The 16,895-nt window shown below is 45.7% G+C and carries 22 protein-coding genes; 2 read left to right on the top strand and 20 right to left on the bottom strand.

The annotated features are described in order from the left end of the window. Positions 1–90: 90 nt before the first annotated feature. From moaD to JNUCC21_RS07510, 6 genes are read right to left on the bottom strand one after another with little or no spacing between them, the layout of a single operon-like run. Positions 91–324, bottom strand: coding sequence for a molybdopterin converting factor subunit 1 (moaD, locus tag JNUCC21_RS07535; RefSeq protein WP_007409633.1), 234 nt, complete (start codon positions 322–324; stop codon positions 91–93). Continuing rightward, positions 321–791, bottom strand: a complete 471-nt coding sequence (locus JNUCC21_RS07530) for a molybdenum cofactor biosynthesis protein MoaE (RefSeq protein ID WP_007409632.1) — start codon at positions 789–791, stop codon at positions 321–323. Before JNUCC21_RS07530 ends, moaD begins: the two co-directional genes overlap by 4 nt. Then, positions 792–1,313 (bottom strand): molybdopterin-guanine dinucleotide biosynthesis protein B, encoded by a 522-nt coding sequence (mobB, locus tag JNUCC21_RS07525; RefSeq protein WP_007409631.1) that lies wholly within the window; start codon positions 1,311–1,313, stop codon positions 792–794. Beyond that, positions 1,274–2,566 carry a gephyrin-like molybdotransferase Glp gene (gene glp, locus JNUCC21_RS07520; RefSeq protein ID WP_124693067.1) on the bottom strand — a complete coding sequence of 431 codons (1,293 nt, stop codon included), beginning with the start codon at positions 2,564–2,566 and terminating at the stop codon, positions 1,274–1,276. The genes mobB and glp overlap by 40 nt, the downstream gene beginning before the upstream one ends. 17 nt (positions 2,567–2,583) lie before the next feature. Continuing rightward, positions 2,584–3,603, bottom strand: a complete 1,020-nt coding sequence (locus tag JNUCC21_RS07515; protein WP_007611113.1) for a molybdopterin-synthase adenylyltransferase MoeB — start codon at positions 3,601–3,603, stop codon at positions 2,584–2,586. 51 nt (positions 3,604–3,654) lie between these two features. After that, positions 3,655–4,257 (bottom strand): molybdenum cofactor guanylyltransferase, encoded by a 603-nt coding sequence (locus JNUCC21_RS07510; protein WP_052827374.1) that lies wholly within the window; start codon positions 4,255–4,257, stop codon positions 3,655–3,657. Positions 4,258–4,402: 145 nt separating this feature from the next. Here JNUCC21_RS07510 and JNUCC21_RS07505 point away from each other — a divergent pair, with 145 nt between their 5' ends. Next, positions 4,403–5,395, top strand: a complete 993-nt coding sequence (locus tag JNUCC21_RS07505) for a hypothetical protein (RefSeq protein WP_043021218.1) — start codon at positions 4,403–4,405, stop codon at positions 5,393–5,395. Positions 5,396–5,418: 23 nt separating this feature from the next. Here the strand turns inward: JNUCC21_RS07505 and rok are convergent, their stop codons facing one another. Together rok and JNUCC21_RS07495 are read right to left on the bottom strand one after the other, a co-directional pair. Then, positions 5,419–6,015: a transcriptional regulator Rok gene (rok, locus tag JNUCC21_RS07500; RefSeq protein WP_012117447.1), complete on the bottom strand. Its 597-nt coding sequence runs from the start codon at positions 6,013–6,015 to the stop codon at positions 5,419–5,421. Positions 6,016–6,467: 452 nt separating this feature from the next. Beyond that, positions 6,468–6,926, bottom strand: coding sequence for a TlpA disulfide reductase family protein (locus JNUCC21_RS07495; RefSeq protein ID WP_072589040.1), 459 nt, complete (start codon positions 6,924–6,926; stop codon positions 6,468–6,470). A gap of 288 nt (positions 6,927–7,214) precedes the next feature. Between JNUCC21_RS07495 and JNUCC21_RS07490 the strand changes: the two genes are divergently transcribed. Further along, entirely contained in the window at positions 7,215–8,021 is an 807-nt protein-coding gene (locus JNUCC21_RS07490; RefSeq protein WP_038463800.1) for a mechanosensitive ion channel family protein, read from the top strand. A 33-nt stretch (positions 8,022–8,054) separates the two neighbouring features. Here the strand turns inward: JNUCC21_RS07490 and JNUCC21_RS07485 are convergent, their stop codons facing one another. The 12 genes from JNUCC21_RS07485 to JNUCC21_RS07430 form a co-directional block, all read right to left on the bottom strand. After that, complete coding sequence (locus JNUCC21_RS07485; RefSeq protein ID WP_003154596.1) at positions 8,055–8,300, bottom strand: YkuS family protein; 246 nt, start codon at positions 8,298–8,300, stop codon at positions 8,055–8,057. 60 nt (positions 8,301–8,360) lie between these two features. Next, a complete protein-coding gene (locus JNUCC21_RS07480; protein ID WP_046702332.1) occupies positions 8,361–9,485 on the bottom strand; it encodes an N-acetyldiaminopimelate deacetylase in 1,125 nt (374 codons plus the stop codon). 70 nt (positions 9,486–9,555) lie between these two features. Continuing rightward, a complete protein-coding gene (dapD, locus tag JNUCC21_RS07475) occupies positions 9,556–10,266 on the bottom strand; it encodes a 2,3,4,5-tetrahydropyridine-2,6-dicarboxylate N-acetyltransferase (protein ID WP_007409623.1) in 711 nt (236 codons plus the stop codon). 81 nt (positions 10,267–10,347) lie between these two features. Next, the gene (locus JNUCC21_RS07470; RefSeq protein ID WP_007409622.1) at positions 10,348–10,803 is read right to left on the bottom strand and encodes a flavodoxin; all 456 of its coding nucleotides are present in this window, start codon (positions 10,801–10,803) and stop codon (positions 10,348–10,350) included. A 26-nt stretch (positions 10,804–10,829) separates the two neighbouring features. Then, a complete protein-coding gene (locus JNUCC21_RS07465) occupies positions 10,830–11,723 on the bottom strand; it encodes a WD40/YVTN/BNR-like repeat-containing protein (RefSeq protein ID WP_369878709.1) in 894 nt (297 codons plus the stop codon). Next, a complete protein-coding gene (locus JNUCC21_RS07460; RefSeq protein WP_025284659.1) occupies positions 11,713–12,186 on the bottom strand; it encodes a flavodoxin in 474 nt (157 codons plus the stop codon). The genes JNUCC21_RS07465 and JNUCC21_RS07460 overlap by 11 nt, the downstream gene beginning before the upstream one ends. Positions 12,187–12,298: 112 nt before the next feature. After that, positions 12,299–13,180 carry a transcriptional regulator CcpC gene (gene ccpC, locus JNUCC21_RS07455; RefSeq protein WP_007611101.1) on the bottom strand — a complete coding sequence of 294 codons (882 nt, stop codon included), beginning with the start codon at positions 13,178–13,180 and terminating at the stop codon, positions 12,299–12,301. A 140-nt stretch (positions 13,181–13,320) separates the two neighbouring features. Further along, complete coding sequence (gene cbpB / locus JNUCC21_RS07450) at positions 13,321–13,764, bottom strand: cyclic-di-AMP-binding protein CbpB (RefSeq protein ID WP_003154608.1); 444 nt, start codon at positions 13,762–13,764, stop codon at positions 13,321–13,323. A 143-nt stretch (positions 13,765–13,907) separates the two neighbouring features. Continuing rightward, positions 13,908–14,099 (bottom strand): antirepressor AbbA, encoded by a 192-nt coding sequence (gene abbA, locus JNUCC21_RS07445; RefSeq protein WP_007409618.1) that lies wholly within the window; start codon positions 14,097–14,099, stop codon positions 13,908–13,910. Between the two features lie 140 nt (positions 14,100–14,239). Then, positions 14,240–14,758 carry a ribonuclease H-like YkuK family protein gene (locus tag JNUCC21_RS07440; protein ID WP_007409617.1) on the bottom strand — a complete coding sequence of 173 codons (519 nt, stop codon included), beginning with the start codon at positions 14,756–14,758 and terminating at the stop codon, positions 14,240–14,242. Positions 14,759–14,880: 122 nt separating this feature from the next. Continuing rightward, positions 14,881–15,120, bottom strand: a complete 240-nt coding sequence (locus JNUCC21_RS07435; RefSeq protein WP_003154613.1) for a YkuJ family protein — start codon at positions 15,118–15,120, stop codon at positions 14,881–14,883. A gap of 443 nt (positions 15,121–15,563) precedes the next feature. After that, a complete protein-coding gene (locus JNUCC21_RS07430) occupies positions 15,564–16,784 on the bottom strand; it encodes an EAL-associated domain-containing protein (protein WP_007409615.1) in 1,221 nt (406 codons plus the stop codon). Positions 16,785–16,895: the final 111 nt, after the last annotated feature.

The raw sequence follows: 16,895 nt of genomic DNA, 5'->3' as shown, positions 1-16,895 counted from the left end.
ATTCCTTTAAATCCCATTTAGATATTCTCTGGAATTCAGCGCCTATATACAAAAAAGCCGGATGGCAATGATGCACATCCGGCTCTTTTTTCACCCTCCGCTTACAGGAGGGATAAAGGCAATGGTATCACCTTCTGTTACGATGCTGTTGTCTTTTACATATGTTTCATTGATTGCGATCATGGCATTGTCAATCGTCTGAAGGCCGTACCGTTCCTTTAGCAGCGTTTTTACAGCAGACGCCGCCGTCTCTTTTTCGTCAAGTTCAATGACCGGTGTTCCCGCCTGCTCCGCAAGCCCGGCAAACAATAATACTTTAATCATCGCGATTCCCCTTTATGCAAATCCGGTTTTCCGTTCGGATAGGGCGTTGTTTCCAGTTGATCGCCTATCCATTCTTCTCCGTCTTCCCAGATTTCTTTTTTCCATATCGGCACAATCTGTTTTATCCGTTCAATTGCATATTCATTCGCCTCATATGCCGCCTTTCTGTGCGGAGAAGACACGGCGATTACGACCGCTGCTTCTCCGATATCAAGGACGCCGACACGGTGAGTGATTGCAGCTTCGGCTCCTTCCCATTTCGCGCTGATTTCATCGCCGATTTGAGAAAGCATTTGAACAGCCATCGGTTCATACGCTTCATATTCGAGACGCACCGTCCGCCGTCCGGCAGTCCACTCTCTGACCGTGCCGATAAACGTTGTGATGGCGCCGGCTTCACGCTTTTCAACTTTTTTTACGATATTTTCGGCAATGATAGGTTCCCTTGTAATTTGAAAACGTTCCATTTATGCAGATTCCCCTTTCAGCTGCGAAAGCACAAACATCATGGCAGCCGGATCGTCCGCATGGAATACGGGCATGCCGGCATCTGCCGGCATATGCTCCGTATTTCTGCTGACAACCGCGATCACGCGCTCCAAATGCTTCAGCTTTTGCCAATCTTCGCTGTCTTTGATCATAATGATTTTCGGATGCGGCGCATGTTTAAATCCCTCTATGAGAAGACCGTCAATTCCCAGACATTCATACAGACTGATCAAACCCGCCAGATCCCATTTTTTTCGCGCCGTAAGCTGCAGGACGCCGTCCCCTTCTACTGCCGTAACCGCGGCTCCGGCTTTTGAAAAACGCTCCGAGTCTTTTCCGTCAGAAAAAGGTTCCGGCTCTCCGCCATGTCCGTGATGTTTTAAACATCCAATATCGCACTCTTTCGGCGCCGCTTTCAGCACACGTTCAATAAACGTTGTTTTACCGCTGTTTTGAAAACCTACGATCTGGACGATCGGGAAAGAATTGACCACGGCCATTCACTTCCATTCTCATCACGGATGAGGAGCGCGTGAACCGTCCGGCCCGCTTCATATCCCCTCGTTCCTCCCGGCAGAAGGATAAACGCGTTTGCTTCGGCTAGAGATGTGACTGAGCTTGATTTGTCGAGGCCGACCGGTGACGCCATCATCTTTCCGTCCTTATGATAAACAAACGCCCTCACAAATCTCGTAAACGGATTCGGTTTCGGAAAGTCGTTTATTAACACGGCTTCCGCCCATCCGGAATGAGGTTTTTCATTCAGAAGCCACGTCTGAATCATCGGTTTGACAAACAGGGTGAATCCGACATAACATGCGGACGGATTGCCTGAAAGGCCGAACAGCAGCATGTCATCGGCCCGGGCGACAGTTGTCACGCTCCCCGGGCGCATTGCCACTTTGTTAAAAAGAACTTCCGCTCCGAGCTTATTATAAATGTCTGGAAGAAAATCAAAATCGCCGACTGACACGCCGCCGGTCGTGATCAGAAAATCAACTTTTTTCATAGCTTCCTTCACCGCATCATAGCTGTCATCAAAATCATCGGAAATTTTCCCTAAGTTCAGCGGTACCGCGCCCGCTTCAATGACCTGGGCATACACCATCGCAGCGTTGCTGTTGCGGATTTTCCCCGGCTCAAGCGGATCGCTGACATGAAGAAGCTCGGTCCCCGTTGCGATAATGCCGACAACCGGCTTTCTGACCACGGGAACGGAAGCATAGCCGAAGGTTGCTAAAAGAGCGGTTACGCCCGGCGTGATTTTCGTCCCTTTTTTTAATAGCGGGCTGCCTTTTTTCGCGTCTTCTCCTTGATATGAAATATTATCGCCCGCATGGAAAGGGCGTTTCACTGACATGTAATTCGTCCCGTTTTCAGAAAACGTTTTTGTCAGCTCAAGCATCACTACGGCATCCGCGCCTTTTGGAATCTGCGCCCCCGTCATAATGCGGACCGCTTCATAAGGCCCGAGTTCTTTTTCCGACACGGCGCCGGCTCCGATATGGTCAATGACTTCAAAGGTGACGGCATTGTCACGGGAAGCCGTTTTTGAATCGCTCGCCCTGATGGCAAATCCGTCATACGGGGAACGGTTAAAGGCCGGCACATCATGATCCGCCTTAACATCCTCCGCCAAATAGCGGTGGAGACTGTCCTCAAGCGCCACCCATTCGGTATCCCCCTGTTTTTTATACCGGCTCACCCGGCGGACTGCTTCGTCCACCTGAATCGGCGTTCTTTTTTCAAGCATAGCAATATCTCCCCTTCCTACAGTCCGATCACCCTGGCCAGAACTGAATTTGCTTCTTTTATATCGTTTGTACCGTGAATCAAAGCCCGTCCGTCCTGAAAAATAACGATTCTGAAGCGCTCATACGCCATGTGCAGCAGAAATTCATTTGCTTCCACTTTACCGATCTGCTTCAGACGTTTGACAAGCTCTTCTTTATCCAGCCTCTTTAAGGCTTCCGATCTGATTTGAACGGTGTCTCTACCGCACAGCACGCTTGCTTTCGGCCTGTTTTCAGGCTGCAGATACGGATATACGGGCTCCGCGCCGCAGGAAGGGCAATGATCCCGTTTGATCTGATCCACATTTATGCTCATATTGGTGTTATTCCACACGTCAAACGTGAAAAAGCGCCGATTTACCGCCGCATGATTTCCTGTCAGCAATTTCAGCGCCTCAGCCTGCTGATAAGCGGAGACGATATGAACCGCCGGAGGTATGATACCCGCTGTATCACATGTCGCTCCGCCCACGGGCATTTGCTCAAACAGGCAGGATAAACACGGCGTAACCCCCGGAATAATCGTCATGCACATTCCCTGACTGCTGACACAGGCACCGTAAATCCAAGGCGTTTTCGTTTTCAGCGCCAGATCATTGATGACCATTCTCGTTTCAAAATTATCTGTCGCATCCACGATGCAATCCGCTTGTTCGATCAGCGGTTCGAGCGTTTCCGCCGTACCTTCCGCCGCGTAAGCATCGATATGTATATCACTGTTTACCGCCAAAAGACGCGCCTTAGCCGCCATTGCTTTCGGCAGGCGCTGTCTCGCGTCTTCTTCTGTATACAGCTGCTGTCTTTGTAAATTGCTCCATTCCACATAATCCCGGTCAATAATCGCCATACGGCCCGCTCCGGCTCTTGCCAGGCCCTCTGCCGCGGCTGTTCCGAGGGCTCCGGCTCCGACAATCAGGACGCTGCTGTCAGCCAGCGCCTGCTGCCCTTTTTCCCCTATCGGCTTAAATCTTGTCTGCCGCGAATAGCGCTCTTCCATCTGTGTTGTCCCCTTGCATTTTTATTTCCATCATACCATGTTTCTTCCCGATCAGTCTTGATTTGAAGACTCGACATGCGCCAAAAGTCTGGTGTAATCGTCCTGTGTGTTGATATTAGCGAACTCCTCCGGCCCGGCGCCGATGTCTTCAGCCTGCACATAACAGACAGACAGCCGCTTCAGCGTGTCTGTCATTTTCAGTTTGTTTTGTGTCAGCTGATCAAAAAGCACATCCTGCACCCGTTTATGGTAAACCGCCAAGAGGGGCTGCTCTCTGTTTTTACAAACCGGTATGACAGCGTCCAGGTTTCCGGTCAGCTTCATTTCAAGCGCCGCCATCGTTTTTCTTGTCACGAGCGGCGTGTCACAGGATATGACCGTATATATTTCGCCTTCCGTTTGTTTCATTGCCGTATAGATGCCGGCAAGCGGGCCCATTCCCCGAAACCGCGGCTCATCGGCCAAAACATGCCGCTCCCTGTTTGATAAGAACTTTTTTATATGCTCAGGGCGGCTGATAATTACCGTTTCTCCGCCGCCGAAGGCTTTTTTCGCCTGTTCATAAAACATGCCGCCCTTCCACTTTGCAAAAGCTTTCGGTTCTCCGAATCTTCGGGAAGCTCCCCCCGCTAATATTACATTCACCCGTTTCATGTCATCTCTCTCCCATTCTATATAAAAGCATAGCAAACGCCTCAGCCGAAATACAATATTACGGTGCTTGTCTGTTTAATTAAGAGGAATAGCCGTTGATCCTTTCCCATATTGTAGTGTTAACATCATGAGGGAGATGGTTCTTATGAAAATATCCGGTCCGTTTTTCCACGACACTTCTCAAGAGAACCTTTACTTGAAATCCGAACTTTCCAGATGCAGAAAATTAATTTCAGAATTTGAAGCAAGCTACTTCCATCAAAAAAATAATAAGCTTCAGGAGGAAAACGCCAATATTAAAGAGCGGCTTCACAAGCTTTCTGACGAATTGGAAGCCATGGCTCAAAAACACAAACAGACAAGTGACACGGAACGTTCTTTGCATGAAATCAGAGCCGGGCTGCTCGATAAAATCGTCATTTTGCAAGAACTGCTTCAGCAGGAAACGTTTCGGCGGAAAAATGAGATGGAAGAAAAGCACCGTCTGCATCTTACAAATGTAAAATTTGAAGAAGAAAATAAAAACTTACATACCCGCATCCGCTCACTTGAGACCGCCATTCAAACTGAACGGACTTCTCACGAAGATATGAAACAGCGTTATCATGCCGCTGCAGACGAAAATACCCGGCTTCAAACACAAATGATAGAAAAAGAATACCAGCTCAAACATATTAAAATAGAAATTAATCATATGAGAGATCGAATACTAGAAACAAAAGAACGGCTTGTAGAAATAGAAAAAACGAAAGAAAAGTTATTTCAAGAAACCATTCTTTCGTATAAACGGCAGCTGGACGAAAGTGATGCTTGGATTGCCGGCCATTTTGCTGATATTGACAGCCGCACGGCGGAACCGGCGGAACAAGCTCTGGAAATCCCTTCTGTTTCCAAAGAGACTGTTCAGGCAGAAGACTTGCTTAAAGCCGTTACCGAACAAGTCATCTCCCTGCAAAAACAATTTGTACAATCAGAGTCCCGCGATCAGTCGTTTGATGAAAAACTGGATGCGTTGAAAGAACGTGCTGACGGCGAAAAGCCTTTCCAAAAATATGTCGTCAAGCTTGAAAAAAAGCCTGGAAAAGAGGCGTCACTTCCGCAGAATAAGCGGGAAAACGCAAAAAAACTGCTTGAGTAACGCAAGCAGTTTTTACTGTTTTATTATTCAGCAGCCGTATCATTTGCCGTTTCTGCTGTTTCCTGAGAAATTTCTCCCTCAAGAATATATTGGCCGCGGTATGGTTTTTTCACTTCCGGATACATTTTAATTAAGCTTTGCATAAATGTTGTCATATTAGGAATTTCAAGGCCGCTTTCCTTTTCAATTTCCTTTTGAAGTTCGGAACTTTTGATCGCTGCATTGTGGCGTTTCAATGTTTTAATCGCTGCTTCGCGCAGTTTTGCCGCTTTTGATCCCGGTCTCGCCGTCCCTCTTCTTCTTCTTGTAGAACCGTCTGGAATGCCGGCGGGAAGAGACGTAATAGACTGCATCTGCGGCTGGGAGGATTGAGGCTGTGCCTGCGGCTTTTGATAGCTTCTCATTTCCTGTGCTGCAAGCTCTGCAAGCACCGGGAGAGAGTCACTTTTTTTCTCCGGACGAAACTCTTTTTTTGTATCGGACAGGCTGCCTGTATTGTCTAATTCTCTCAGTTTTGCATATATTTTATCACGTTCTATTTGATATTCACGAATGACTTTTACCTCTGCTTCGTTCAATTGTTCTAAACGTAAGCGCAGCGCTTCTCTTTCATTAAACATGTGTAAAACCCCCTGTCAAAAATTTAAACGCTTTTATTAAGATATTAGATTACAAAAGTAATTTTATCAACTATTATTTTATCATTTTACTATTTTATTTACTCTATGAAAAATTGCTTATTTTCTGAAAATGGTACTTTATATACAAAAATCCCTTGTCATATAGGGGATTCTGGACAAAGTTCCAATTTATTCAACCATTTCAAAATATAACTTGAAATTACTTGTTTAATGAAAATTAGCGTGATATCTACAATTTTCGACTATAATATGTAAAAGATAATGATATCGATAAAACAAGCGGTACAGCGTGTTTACGGCTGTTTCTCTTATTTTTAAAGCCGCACATGTCATATTGGAATTTTTTATCCAATAGGCACAAAAAAACCCTGTTACCTAAACGGCAAAGGGTTTGCAGAACCGAGACAATAGTCCGACGGAGATTGTCCCGATTACTCAGAAGCCCGCTCCGTTTCTGAAAGTACTCGGCTGACGCGTTTTTCAAGCATTTTCATCCCGCTTCCTCCCGCTTGAAAATGGCGGAGCTGTCCGGTTTTATCGAAAAGGTAATAAGCCGGCACATATTCATTTTCAAATGCTTCAGTCAGCGTATGATCGCTGTCGACGTAAATCGGCTGAGAGATATCGTGTTCAGCCGCTGTTTCCTTGATTTTCTCAAGGTCAAGATCGTCTTCGGAACGGGGCATGTGAACGGCCATCACATTCAGCTGATTTTTATATTTATCACGAAATTCGTTCATCTCAGGCATCGCTTCTTTACACATGCGGCAGCTGGCGGACCAGAAGTGAATCAGTGCCGGCTTTCCGCCGACCAGCTGTTCCTTCGTGACTTCTCTGTTAATCCATGCTTTAGCGCCTGTCAATTCAGGCATTTGCTGACGTAATTTCATCTTATTTCCCTCCTTATGAAAAAGGTTTTTTGCCGGGGCTTTCAGTTTCGCCGGGCAACGTTCTCCTGTTTTCCCTCCAAAGGATATGATTTGGCTGAATCACCATGTTAAAATGAGTGTGGCTATTCCTTAGTTCATATCTTCACAAAAATGATGATATTGAAACCGGGCAATATGAACAAATCATAAATGAAATAACTGGTTTCTATTAAAAGGCTTATCTTATTTTAAAAACGGGTATATGACTTTTAGCTTTTTCCGCAAAAGACTTGAAAGGAAGACATCACTATGATTGATTTAAAACACTTTGACTGGGCCGGGCTTCTCACATCTGCCGGGATTTTCATCATAAAGCTGGCTCTCATTATTTTAGCGTACTTTATTTTCCGGGCGGCAGGAAAAAAGCTGATCAAGCATCTGTTTCAGAAATTCGAGCAACAAAACAACCTCTCCACAGGCCGCGCTTATACTTTGCGAAGCCTCGCGCTTAATGTATATGGATACATCCTGATTTTCGTTTTTATCGTGATGATTTTGGATTTATTTCACTACAATCCGAGCGCTCTCATTGCCGGAGCCGGCGTGGTCGGTCTCGCAGTCGGCTTCGGGGCTCAGGGGCTTGTCAGTGACATCGTCACCGGATTTTTTATCCTTTTGGAAAAACAGATCGACGTCGGCGATTATATTACGGTTGCCGGCTACAGCGGCATTGTCGAGCAGGTCGGTCTCCGTACGACGCAAATCCGGAGCTTTGACGGCACGCTTCACTATCTTCCCAACCGGGGCATTACGAATGTGAGCAACCATTCCCGCGGAACGATGCAGGCGCTTGTCGATATTAAAGTGCCGCTTGAAAAAAATCTTGATGAAACCATTCAAATCCTGCAAACCGCGTGTGACAAAGCAGCCGCTGAGCTCCCGCAGATTAAGGAAGGGCCGGACGTCATCGGGGTTCAGGATTTAAGCACGTCAGAAATGGTAATCAGAATCATTGCCAAAACAGAAAATATGGAGCAATGGCGGGTTGAACGCGTACTGCGGAGAGAAATAAAAATCGCGCTCGACCGTTTTAAAAACGCCGCTTCCGCCGAATAGAAAAACCGAAGCGTAAGCTTCGGTTTTTTCTTTTTAATGAAATTTTTTTTCCACTTCGCTGCAGATTTCGTCGGCGGTCATTCCGGAAGCCGTAATGACGGGAGCCTGAGTTGACGTATCGGCAATTCCTTGGACATTGCTGTCAAGTCCGGTTACAACACAGCAGTCACAATTCTTCGCATCCTCAGGAGTCTTCATCATCACTACGTCATATCCTTTTTGTTTTAACGCCTGTTCTACATCCGATAAAGATTGTTCAATTCCAATTTTTTTCGTCATATTGAACACCTCCGTTATGTAGAATGCTCAATTTTTGTTAGATTATTCTTCTTTTCGGATTTAATTGGCATACTTCGAAAAATATCCGACCATGACATTTACCGCGGTTTCCATCGCATCTTCATCCGGGTTCAGCTTGGCGTGATGAAGCCCGTGGGATGAATCGGCCCCCAGCCAGAACATAAAGCCGGGATATTTTTTCAGCATATATCCGAAATCTTCTCCGGTCATCGCTTCTTTCGCCGTTCTCACGTCAGCCAGCTGATGATCGCTGACAAATTGCATAAATTCTTCGGTCAGGCCGCTTGTATTATAAACTTGATGATAAACGGACGGATACGTGACTTTTCCTTTGCATCGGAAGCCGATTTCAATTCCTTTGACAAGCTCTTCAATCCGCTTTTTCACCATACGCATTGATTCCTCGGAAAGCGTCCGGATGGTTCCCTCCAGATGAGCATGCTCTGCGATGATATTTTGCGCCGTGCCCCCGGTAATCGTTCCGACAGTGATCACAGCGCTGTCAAGCGGATCCGTATTTCTGGATATGACCGTCTGCAGCTGCGTGACAAGCGTGCTCGCGGCGACGACCATGTCGTCTGCTGTATGCGGATATGCCGCATGCCCGCCTTTCCCCTCGAGATCGATGACGAGTTCGCTCGTATTGGCAAACAGCAAGCCGCTTTTGGTGGAGATTGTGCCTACAGGAAGCTCAGGTGCTATATGGAGAGCGGTAATCAAATCCGGCGTCCATTTTTTCAGCACATCGCTTTCAAGCATCGGTTCCGCTCCGCCCGGTCCTTCTTCAGCCGGCTGGAATAAAAAGAGCAGATCATGTTTGACGGGATGATGGACAAAATGATCAATAATGCCGAGCGCAATGGTCATGTGCATATCGTGGCCGCATGCGTGCATAAAACCGGGGTGTTCAGATGCAAACGGAAGCCCCGTCTGCTCTTCAATCGACAGAGCGTCTATATCCGCTCTGTAGGCGAGCATTTTTTCCGGAGCCGTGCCGTTGACTTTGACAAAGATGCCGGTTCTCCAAGTTTCGATTTCAATTCTTTCCTCCGGATATTGGATCAATAGATTCAGCAGGTACTGTTGGGTTTTATATTCCTGAAAGCCGATCTCCGGAATGCGGTGCAGATCTCTTCGGATGGCAATGAGCCGCTCTTTTTCCATATGTATTCCTCCTTGAGATAAGAATAAGGCGTGGATTTTATCATCCACGCCCATTCTATCAAACCATTCCTTACAGCTGGCGTAATTCCTGTTTGATTTCTGTTTTGCCTTTTGTTTTTTCATCGATATCTTTGATTTTTTTCGCAGGTGTTCCCGCTACAACGGTATATGGCTCGACGTCATTTACAACGATGGCTCCGGCAGCGACAACCGCGCCTTTACCGATTGTTACGCCTTCAAGTACAACCGCATTTGCGCCGATCACAACGTCGTCTTCCACGACAACAGGCTTAGCGCTAGGCGGCTCAATAACGCCCGCTAATACAGAACCCGCTCCGATGTGGCAGTTTTTGCCGACAGTCGCGCGTCCGCCGAGAACAACGTTCATATCAATCATCGTACCTTCGCCGATGACTGAACCGATATTAATAGATGCACCCATCATGATAACGGCATTGTCGCCGATTTCAACTTGGTCGCGGATAATAGCGCCGGGCTCGATTCTCGCTTTAACATCTTTTAAATCAAGCATCGGGATCGCAGAGTTGCGGCGGTCATTTTCAATGACGTAATCCTCAATTTTGTCTTTGTTTTCTTCGATTGCGCTTTTAATTTCAGCCCACTCGCCAAAAACGACGCCGGATTGGCCGTTCAGGAATGTTTTAGCGGAATCGCCAAAGCTGATTCCTTCAAGATCGCCTTTTACATACACTTTTACAGGCGTTGATTTTGTACTATTTTGAATAAATGAAATAATTTCATTTGCATCCATCATTTTCATATGTATTGTCCTCCTCTGATTTTCTACCTCATTACTGTAACAAAGGAAGGATACAAAGACAAGAAAAAAAGGAACAAGCCTTTATTCTGCCGGCTGGCTGCACAGCGCGGCAAACTGTCTTCCGAATTCCCGGAGCTCTTCTTCCTCACTGCCCTCAGGGTTGTTTTCAATTTTGACCGACGGCAGCACCACCCGCCCGCCGCGGGCCGTGATTACTTTTTCCAATTCGTCAACCGCCCCGCAAAAAAACTCATAGGACGTATCTCCGGAACCGAACAAAGCAAATGTTTTTCCCGTAAACTCCAGGTTTTCCATATCTTCAGCAATATCGAGCATTTCATCAGGAAGATCCCCGTCTCCCCACGTATATGTGCCTAATAAAATATACTCGTAATCATTAAAAAGTTCGGCATGAATATCCATCGCTTCATATCTGTCTACGGATGCTTGTGCTTCGATCAGCCCTTTTTCAATTAAATCCGCCATCGCCTCGGTGTTTCCTGACATTGTGGCGTAAACAAGCAATACATTCCCCATCTTCGTCTCTCCTTTATGCATAAAAACTAATGTGCGAGCCGAACCGCCTCATACGGTCTGACAAACTTACTTTCGTAAAGGCCCGCGCAAAAAAAGTTTTCTTCCCGGTTGGCCACCCGCCATCCGTGACCGCGGATCGTATCAAACCACTTTAATTCACCGGCGGCGAGATCAGCTTGATAAATACGCGAAAATCCGTTTTCGTCCTGTGTCGATGTGACATAAATAATCCCGTTATCCTCAGAAACGTCGAGAAATGATTTTTCCCGTACGGCGGGTCCGGCTGTAATGGCAAACTCCTCTTGCGTCCGCACGTTTCGGACGGCAACCTCCCCCCGTTCTCCCTTTGCCGCGCCCTTTGCTGCAATGAGCCAGTCATTCTGATACATCCTCATTGAAGCCGTCATGCGCTGCCTTTCGCGGCTTATACGCCGGATGCGGTCTTCCGTCAGATCATACGCCCAAATGCCGCCATGATTCATGTGAATCCGGGTGCCGATATAAATCGTCTGACCGTGTAAACAAAGCGAACGGATGACAGGCGGCTCCTTTAATTGTGAAAAGGGCTTAGCCACATGCCAAGTGACGCCGAAATCATCAGATAAGTAGAGGCAGTATGTGCCGTGCGCACAGACAAACCCGTCATTCCGCCCGGCAACGGCCCATACGGAGGCGCTGGTCGGAAACCGGGAGGCCGTCCAGGTCTTTCCCTGATCGGCTGATCTGAGGACGGCGCCTTTTTCTCCAGCCGCGAATATGTAGAGCCCTATGTAAGTCAGCACATGAATTCTGCTTTTCACTCGGAACAGTCTTTTCCAGCCTTCTTCCGCCGAAAAATGAAAAATACCTTCGCCTTTCACAGCCACAAAAAATCCCGAAGATACTGATGCCATGACAGCCGTCGCGCCTTTATGAAACATGGCACTTGTCTCCGTGGTGAGCGGCCCATGCAAGAAAACCGCGGACAAATTCTTTGCAGCATTCCTGATCCTCAGCCGTCTCGGGCGCCAGCTCAATTTTCAGCGTTTCCGGATATAAATTGGCTCCGGCCTGTTCAAACGCATCGCAAAACAGCGTGACCGCTTCGCAAAACTTCGGGTAGGCGTGATCGCCTGAACCGAAACAGGCCGTTTTCAGTCCGTTGAGCTGGCTGTGCAGAATATCTTCGTAAAAATCTTCCGCTTCGTAAGGAAGATCACCGTCCCCCCATGTGTACGTGCCGACAAAAACATAATCATATGCTTCGAGAGAATCCGCATCTGCTTCGTCCATGTCAAGACAGTCAACTGCTATCTGATGCCCGCTCAGTGTTTCTTTTATAATGCCGGCAATATCCTCTGTATTCCCCGACATGCTTGCGTATATCATTAATGCTTTCTGCATATGACCACCTCGTAATTGATAATGATTTTCATTAACATATATAACACTTTAAATGATAATGATTTTCATTGTCAATAAAAAATAAAAAAAAGACAGCATGATTGCTGTCTTTCTAAAATGGGCGTTCCTGCTTCAGCATATCTTTAATGACAGAAACAAAAGCCTGCACCTGTTTTAATTCAAATGCCGGCTCATAACCGAGCAGCCATGTGTCACGGCCGATCGGATGGTCCTTTGTATCAAGCAGAGGCATTTTATTTACTTTGTCTTCCTCTTCTAAGGTGACTGACGGCAGAATGGCATATCCGATCCCGTGCAGCGCCATCTGCTTGCACGTTTCAATCTGATCGACAAGGATGGTCTGTTTCGGCGAGGTTTTGAATTTTTGATGCCACCAATGCTGAATTTCCTGAAAATATGTACTGTCACTTTTGAATTGGATGAACGGCCGGTCGGTATGGGCAATATCATCAATACAGGAAATTTCCGTATCGACCAAATATAAATGATCGGTCATTAAATAATCTTTCCGGCCTTTCCATTCCGGATTTCCCCGGATAATGCCGATATGTACCTGATCTTCATACAGACTTTTCAGCATTTCGCTGCTCCACCCTGTAATGAGAGAGACCTTTGCATTCGGATATCGTTCCACATATGTTTTTAACACTTTCGGAAGCCAGTGCTGCCCGATAATCGAGGCGACGGCAAGCTTTAATGTGCCGTGAATCTCACCCTCAAGTTCATCAATGTTTTCTCTGATTCTTTCTTGCCGATCCGTGACGTCATTTGCAAATTGTATGATTTTTTCTCCTGCCGGCGTTACCGTAAGTCCTTTTTGAGACCTAAGAAAGATCTTTGTTCCCCAGGCTTTTTCAATGGTCTGCAATCGCTGGGACAGAGCCGGCTGTGACACGAATAACCGTTCGGCAGCCTTCCTCATGTTTAATTCCTCAGCTAAAACTACGAGCATATGAAGCTCTTGAAGCTGCATGTCGTCCTCCTTTTCAATGCCTTTTCGTATTTCTTATCTACCATTCTAATAAAATAAAGGCTGCCGAGGCAAGCGCCACTCATATGTATGCGTTTTCTTTTTCCGGCATGCAAAAGAACAAATAGGCTGATCGTGCGAGCCTACTTATTCAATGATCTGATATGGCTGCTCAACTGCTTTAATACGACTCTTCTCGTGAAAATGCCTTCAAAGACGCCTTCATCATTTTCAACGCAGACAAAGCCGTTGTTAATGACCATGCTGAATCCTTTGATAATCGGATCATTGATGTGGAGACGGGGAATGTCTTTCAGCATGACTTCCTCAACCGTAATTTGATCCAGCTTCTCAAACTCGATCCGTTCAAGTCCGAAAATGCTGTTCATAATCATATTTGTCCCGATCAAACCGTGCAGACGGTACGAAGCGTCGAGGACGGGAATGGCGGTATAGCCGGTTTTCGTCAGCACTAATAGAGCATGTTCAAGGTTGTTTCCGACTTGAACGTGCGCCACTTTATCCGCCTCGATCATAAATTGTCCGACTGTTGCATCAAGAAGCTGATCTGATTGTAAGCTAATCATGTCACTTCGACCCCTTTACATTTTTCATCAAAGCATGTATTCCCTATATTGCAATAATATAAACATTATCATTTTTTGTCGAAAAGTTTCCGTCAATAAAAAAGATACTCTTTGCAATCGAGTATCAATTTATAGGCCGCTGATTAATTTTCATTCCGAAAACGGTCATAGAGCGTTACGAGTTTTTTATAAGTGGTTCCATCGACGCTTTTTGACCCTGCTTCTATATCGTTGATTTCGCTGGTCAAAAGCTCAATGGCATATTCTTGATTGATCAGGATATTCAGCAGAAGTTTCTGTTCTTCTTCCGTAAATCGTTCACCGATAAGACTCATACGTAATCAGGCCCCCTATTTTTAACTGAATACCTCCGAAAGCAACGTGAAATTTGCTTTCAGCTCTACCGCTAGAATAAGTAAACAGAAAAAAATCGTCAACCGCATAATTCGACATTTTGCGGATTCTGTATGAAATATTATTTTGTGTAACGATTGGCATAACTGAATGCTGTGCAGGAATCGGGCTTGATTTTCGCTTCAATGCCCATCGAGGTAATGCGGCCGGTCATTTCTTGTATCAATTCTTTTGTCAGCCCTTTTTGACCGATATCCAGATGCACTTCAAATGAAAGATCCGCCCCTTCATCCGTAAAAGGCAAGAGCAAATCTGTCAGTTCCATAAGACGGCCGTCGAGGATATGCGCAGCCATCTCCTGGCTGAATGCGGTTTCCAGCGAAATTTTTTCGCGAAGGCTATGTATCGGTCTTGCTAGATCGTGATTTTTCAAACAGCCCCAAGCTCCCTTGCCTGTACGGTGCAAGTGTATAGCCGTAATAAACTTTGTGAAGTCGCGGTAAACTTGTGAATCAGTCCCTACAGACAGCACGTATGCTGAACGGGGGTCTTTATTGACAAAGCGTTTCAGCCGCTCCGTCACGTCTTGAAAGGTCATCTGTGCCTCAGAAAGATTATAAAACAGAAAAGAATCAGCCATGTACGGACACTCCTCTTTCCAGAGTCTACAACCAAACGAACAAGCACGTTCCTTTGCATAATTTAATAAAGCTCCGCTTGCGGAAGACCGGAAGCTTGGTCAGCCTGAAAAATCAAATCAAATTACTGAAGGAGCTCAAAAATTTCAATAGAAATCATGTCAATGTTATCAAACGGATATGTGTTAGGTTTTTCACCTTTTTGGAAAACCGTCAGTTCAAACGTTTGATTTTTTTCGAAATATTTAACACTGCAAATTTTTTCGCCGTTAACTTCAAAATAACGCTGCATCGGCTCGTTAGCCGCTTCCGCTGTTTCTTGCAGACTTTGCAGCCGCGTGATGATACCCATTAATTGTGACATTCTAAAAAAAGACTCCTTTCAAAAAACAACTTCAAATCAACAAGTATTTATTATAATACAAGTTCTACAGAGCATCATACCATAAAGTAGACCGGGATGGCATTTTCCCGCTGGATTTTCAAAAAGAAATAAACGGGAAAACCGTGTTTTCGAATAGTTTGAAGCTTTTTTCGGAATGTCATACACCTTTCAAAAATAATTTTTCGCTTTTTGAGCCGCCATTATCAGATGTATGTAAGGAGAAGCCCTTTTATGAGGAGACAGCATAAAAAAACTTGGCGGGGGTAGCGCCAAGTTTTTTCGGATCTTGATCTGATAGAGGGGTTGGGGAACAGAGAGTAACTTCTCTCTATAACTAAATGATAATGATTATCAGTATCATTGTCAATCGTTTTTTAAAACTTTTTTCAAATGAACAAAAAAAGCGGCATACAGCAGCCGCTTTAAAGTAACCCGTCCTGTTCATATAAATAAGAGTAAGGCAGATCGATAAATAAATACATATTGTCATCCATCGGGTATGAAAAGGTTCTGATCATCTCACCTGTCTCAATATCACTGTACAGGTCACTGAAAAAGCCTTTTCTTGAATTACGCATCTTCATGATATTTTCTAAAAAGTACGGACGCCAGCTCCAGTTTTTCTCCATGTATTCAGGCTGATAAAGCCATTCGCCGGACTGCTTGAACACATTTCCCGTCAGCTGATAGCCTTCTTCATCACACATATAAATTCTGAAGCAGCAGTCGGTCAGGTTTTCCGCCAGTTTTTTAATAAACTCATCGTCCGCCTGATGGGTTTTCTTCAGCTCGGAAACTGCCTGATTGACCCGCTTATAAAAATTCTCAGAGTGTTCATAGACCGTTTCCAGCTTCTTTTTTTCTCTCGTGATAAATTGCTGAAACTCCGTTTTCAAGCGTGCTTTTAACAGGCTCCGGTCTATAAAATCGCCGCTCGGCGCCTGCAGATAATAGCCTTGAAAAAATCGGCCTCCGTTTCTCCATGCGTACTGGAGCTGGAAATCAGCTTCTATATCTTCATACAGCAGCGCGGCGCCGATTTTTCTCGCCAGCAATGAAATGCTGTACAGCACATGCTCATATGATGGTGACGGCTGAGATACCTTCAGCGCCTGCAAATCTATTTTCAGAAGGTCCGGTGAAAGGAGCGCGATTCTGTCCAGGTTGCTGCTCTCCTTACCTATATTGTCCACCGCGATTTTAATGCCATATGTACGATAGTAGGCAAGCATATGGTACAGCTGTTCAATGTCGCCTTCGAAATTGTGCTCGGTGATCTCAAGCACAATACGGTTCAATTCAATGCCCTGCTCTTCGTATTCTTTTAAAAGCTCAAGAAAGCTTTCGCCGTGGTCAAGCATCAATACATTCGCATCCTGATTGATAAAAATCAACAGATCACGATCAGCTTCTTTAAACCTCTCCAGCGCCTGCCTGATGACTCTGTCATCGACCTCAAGCTTATATTCTTCCGGAATGCCGGAATCTAAGAAAAACGGCCCAAGGCTCTCAATCTCCGCATCTGCCAAAATCCGCCCAAGCACTTCGTAGCCTACGACTCTTTGTTCCTCAGCGTTAAAAATCGCTTGGTAATACGGAATGACATCATCAATATTCGTCAGTATATCAAGTGGGTCCAACATGTTATCACCTGCTTCTCTATCTTTGTCTGATTATACACAATTATATCAGCACCACAAATGTTTAGATTAGGGGAAAAGGAGGCAGTATGGCAGCAGCTTAAAATAAAAGGG

This window comes from Bacillus sp. JNUCC-21 (genome assembly GCF_041222765.1).
In the GTDB taxonomy this organism is placed as follows: domain Bacteria; phylum Bacillota; class Bacilli; order Bacillales; family Bacillaceae; genus Bacillus; species Bacillus velezensis.
The sequence above is the reverse complement of the archived record's forward strand: the minus strand, read 5'-3'. Positions and strand labels throughout refer to the sequence as shown.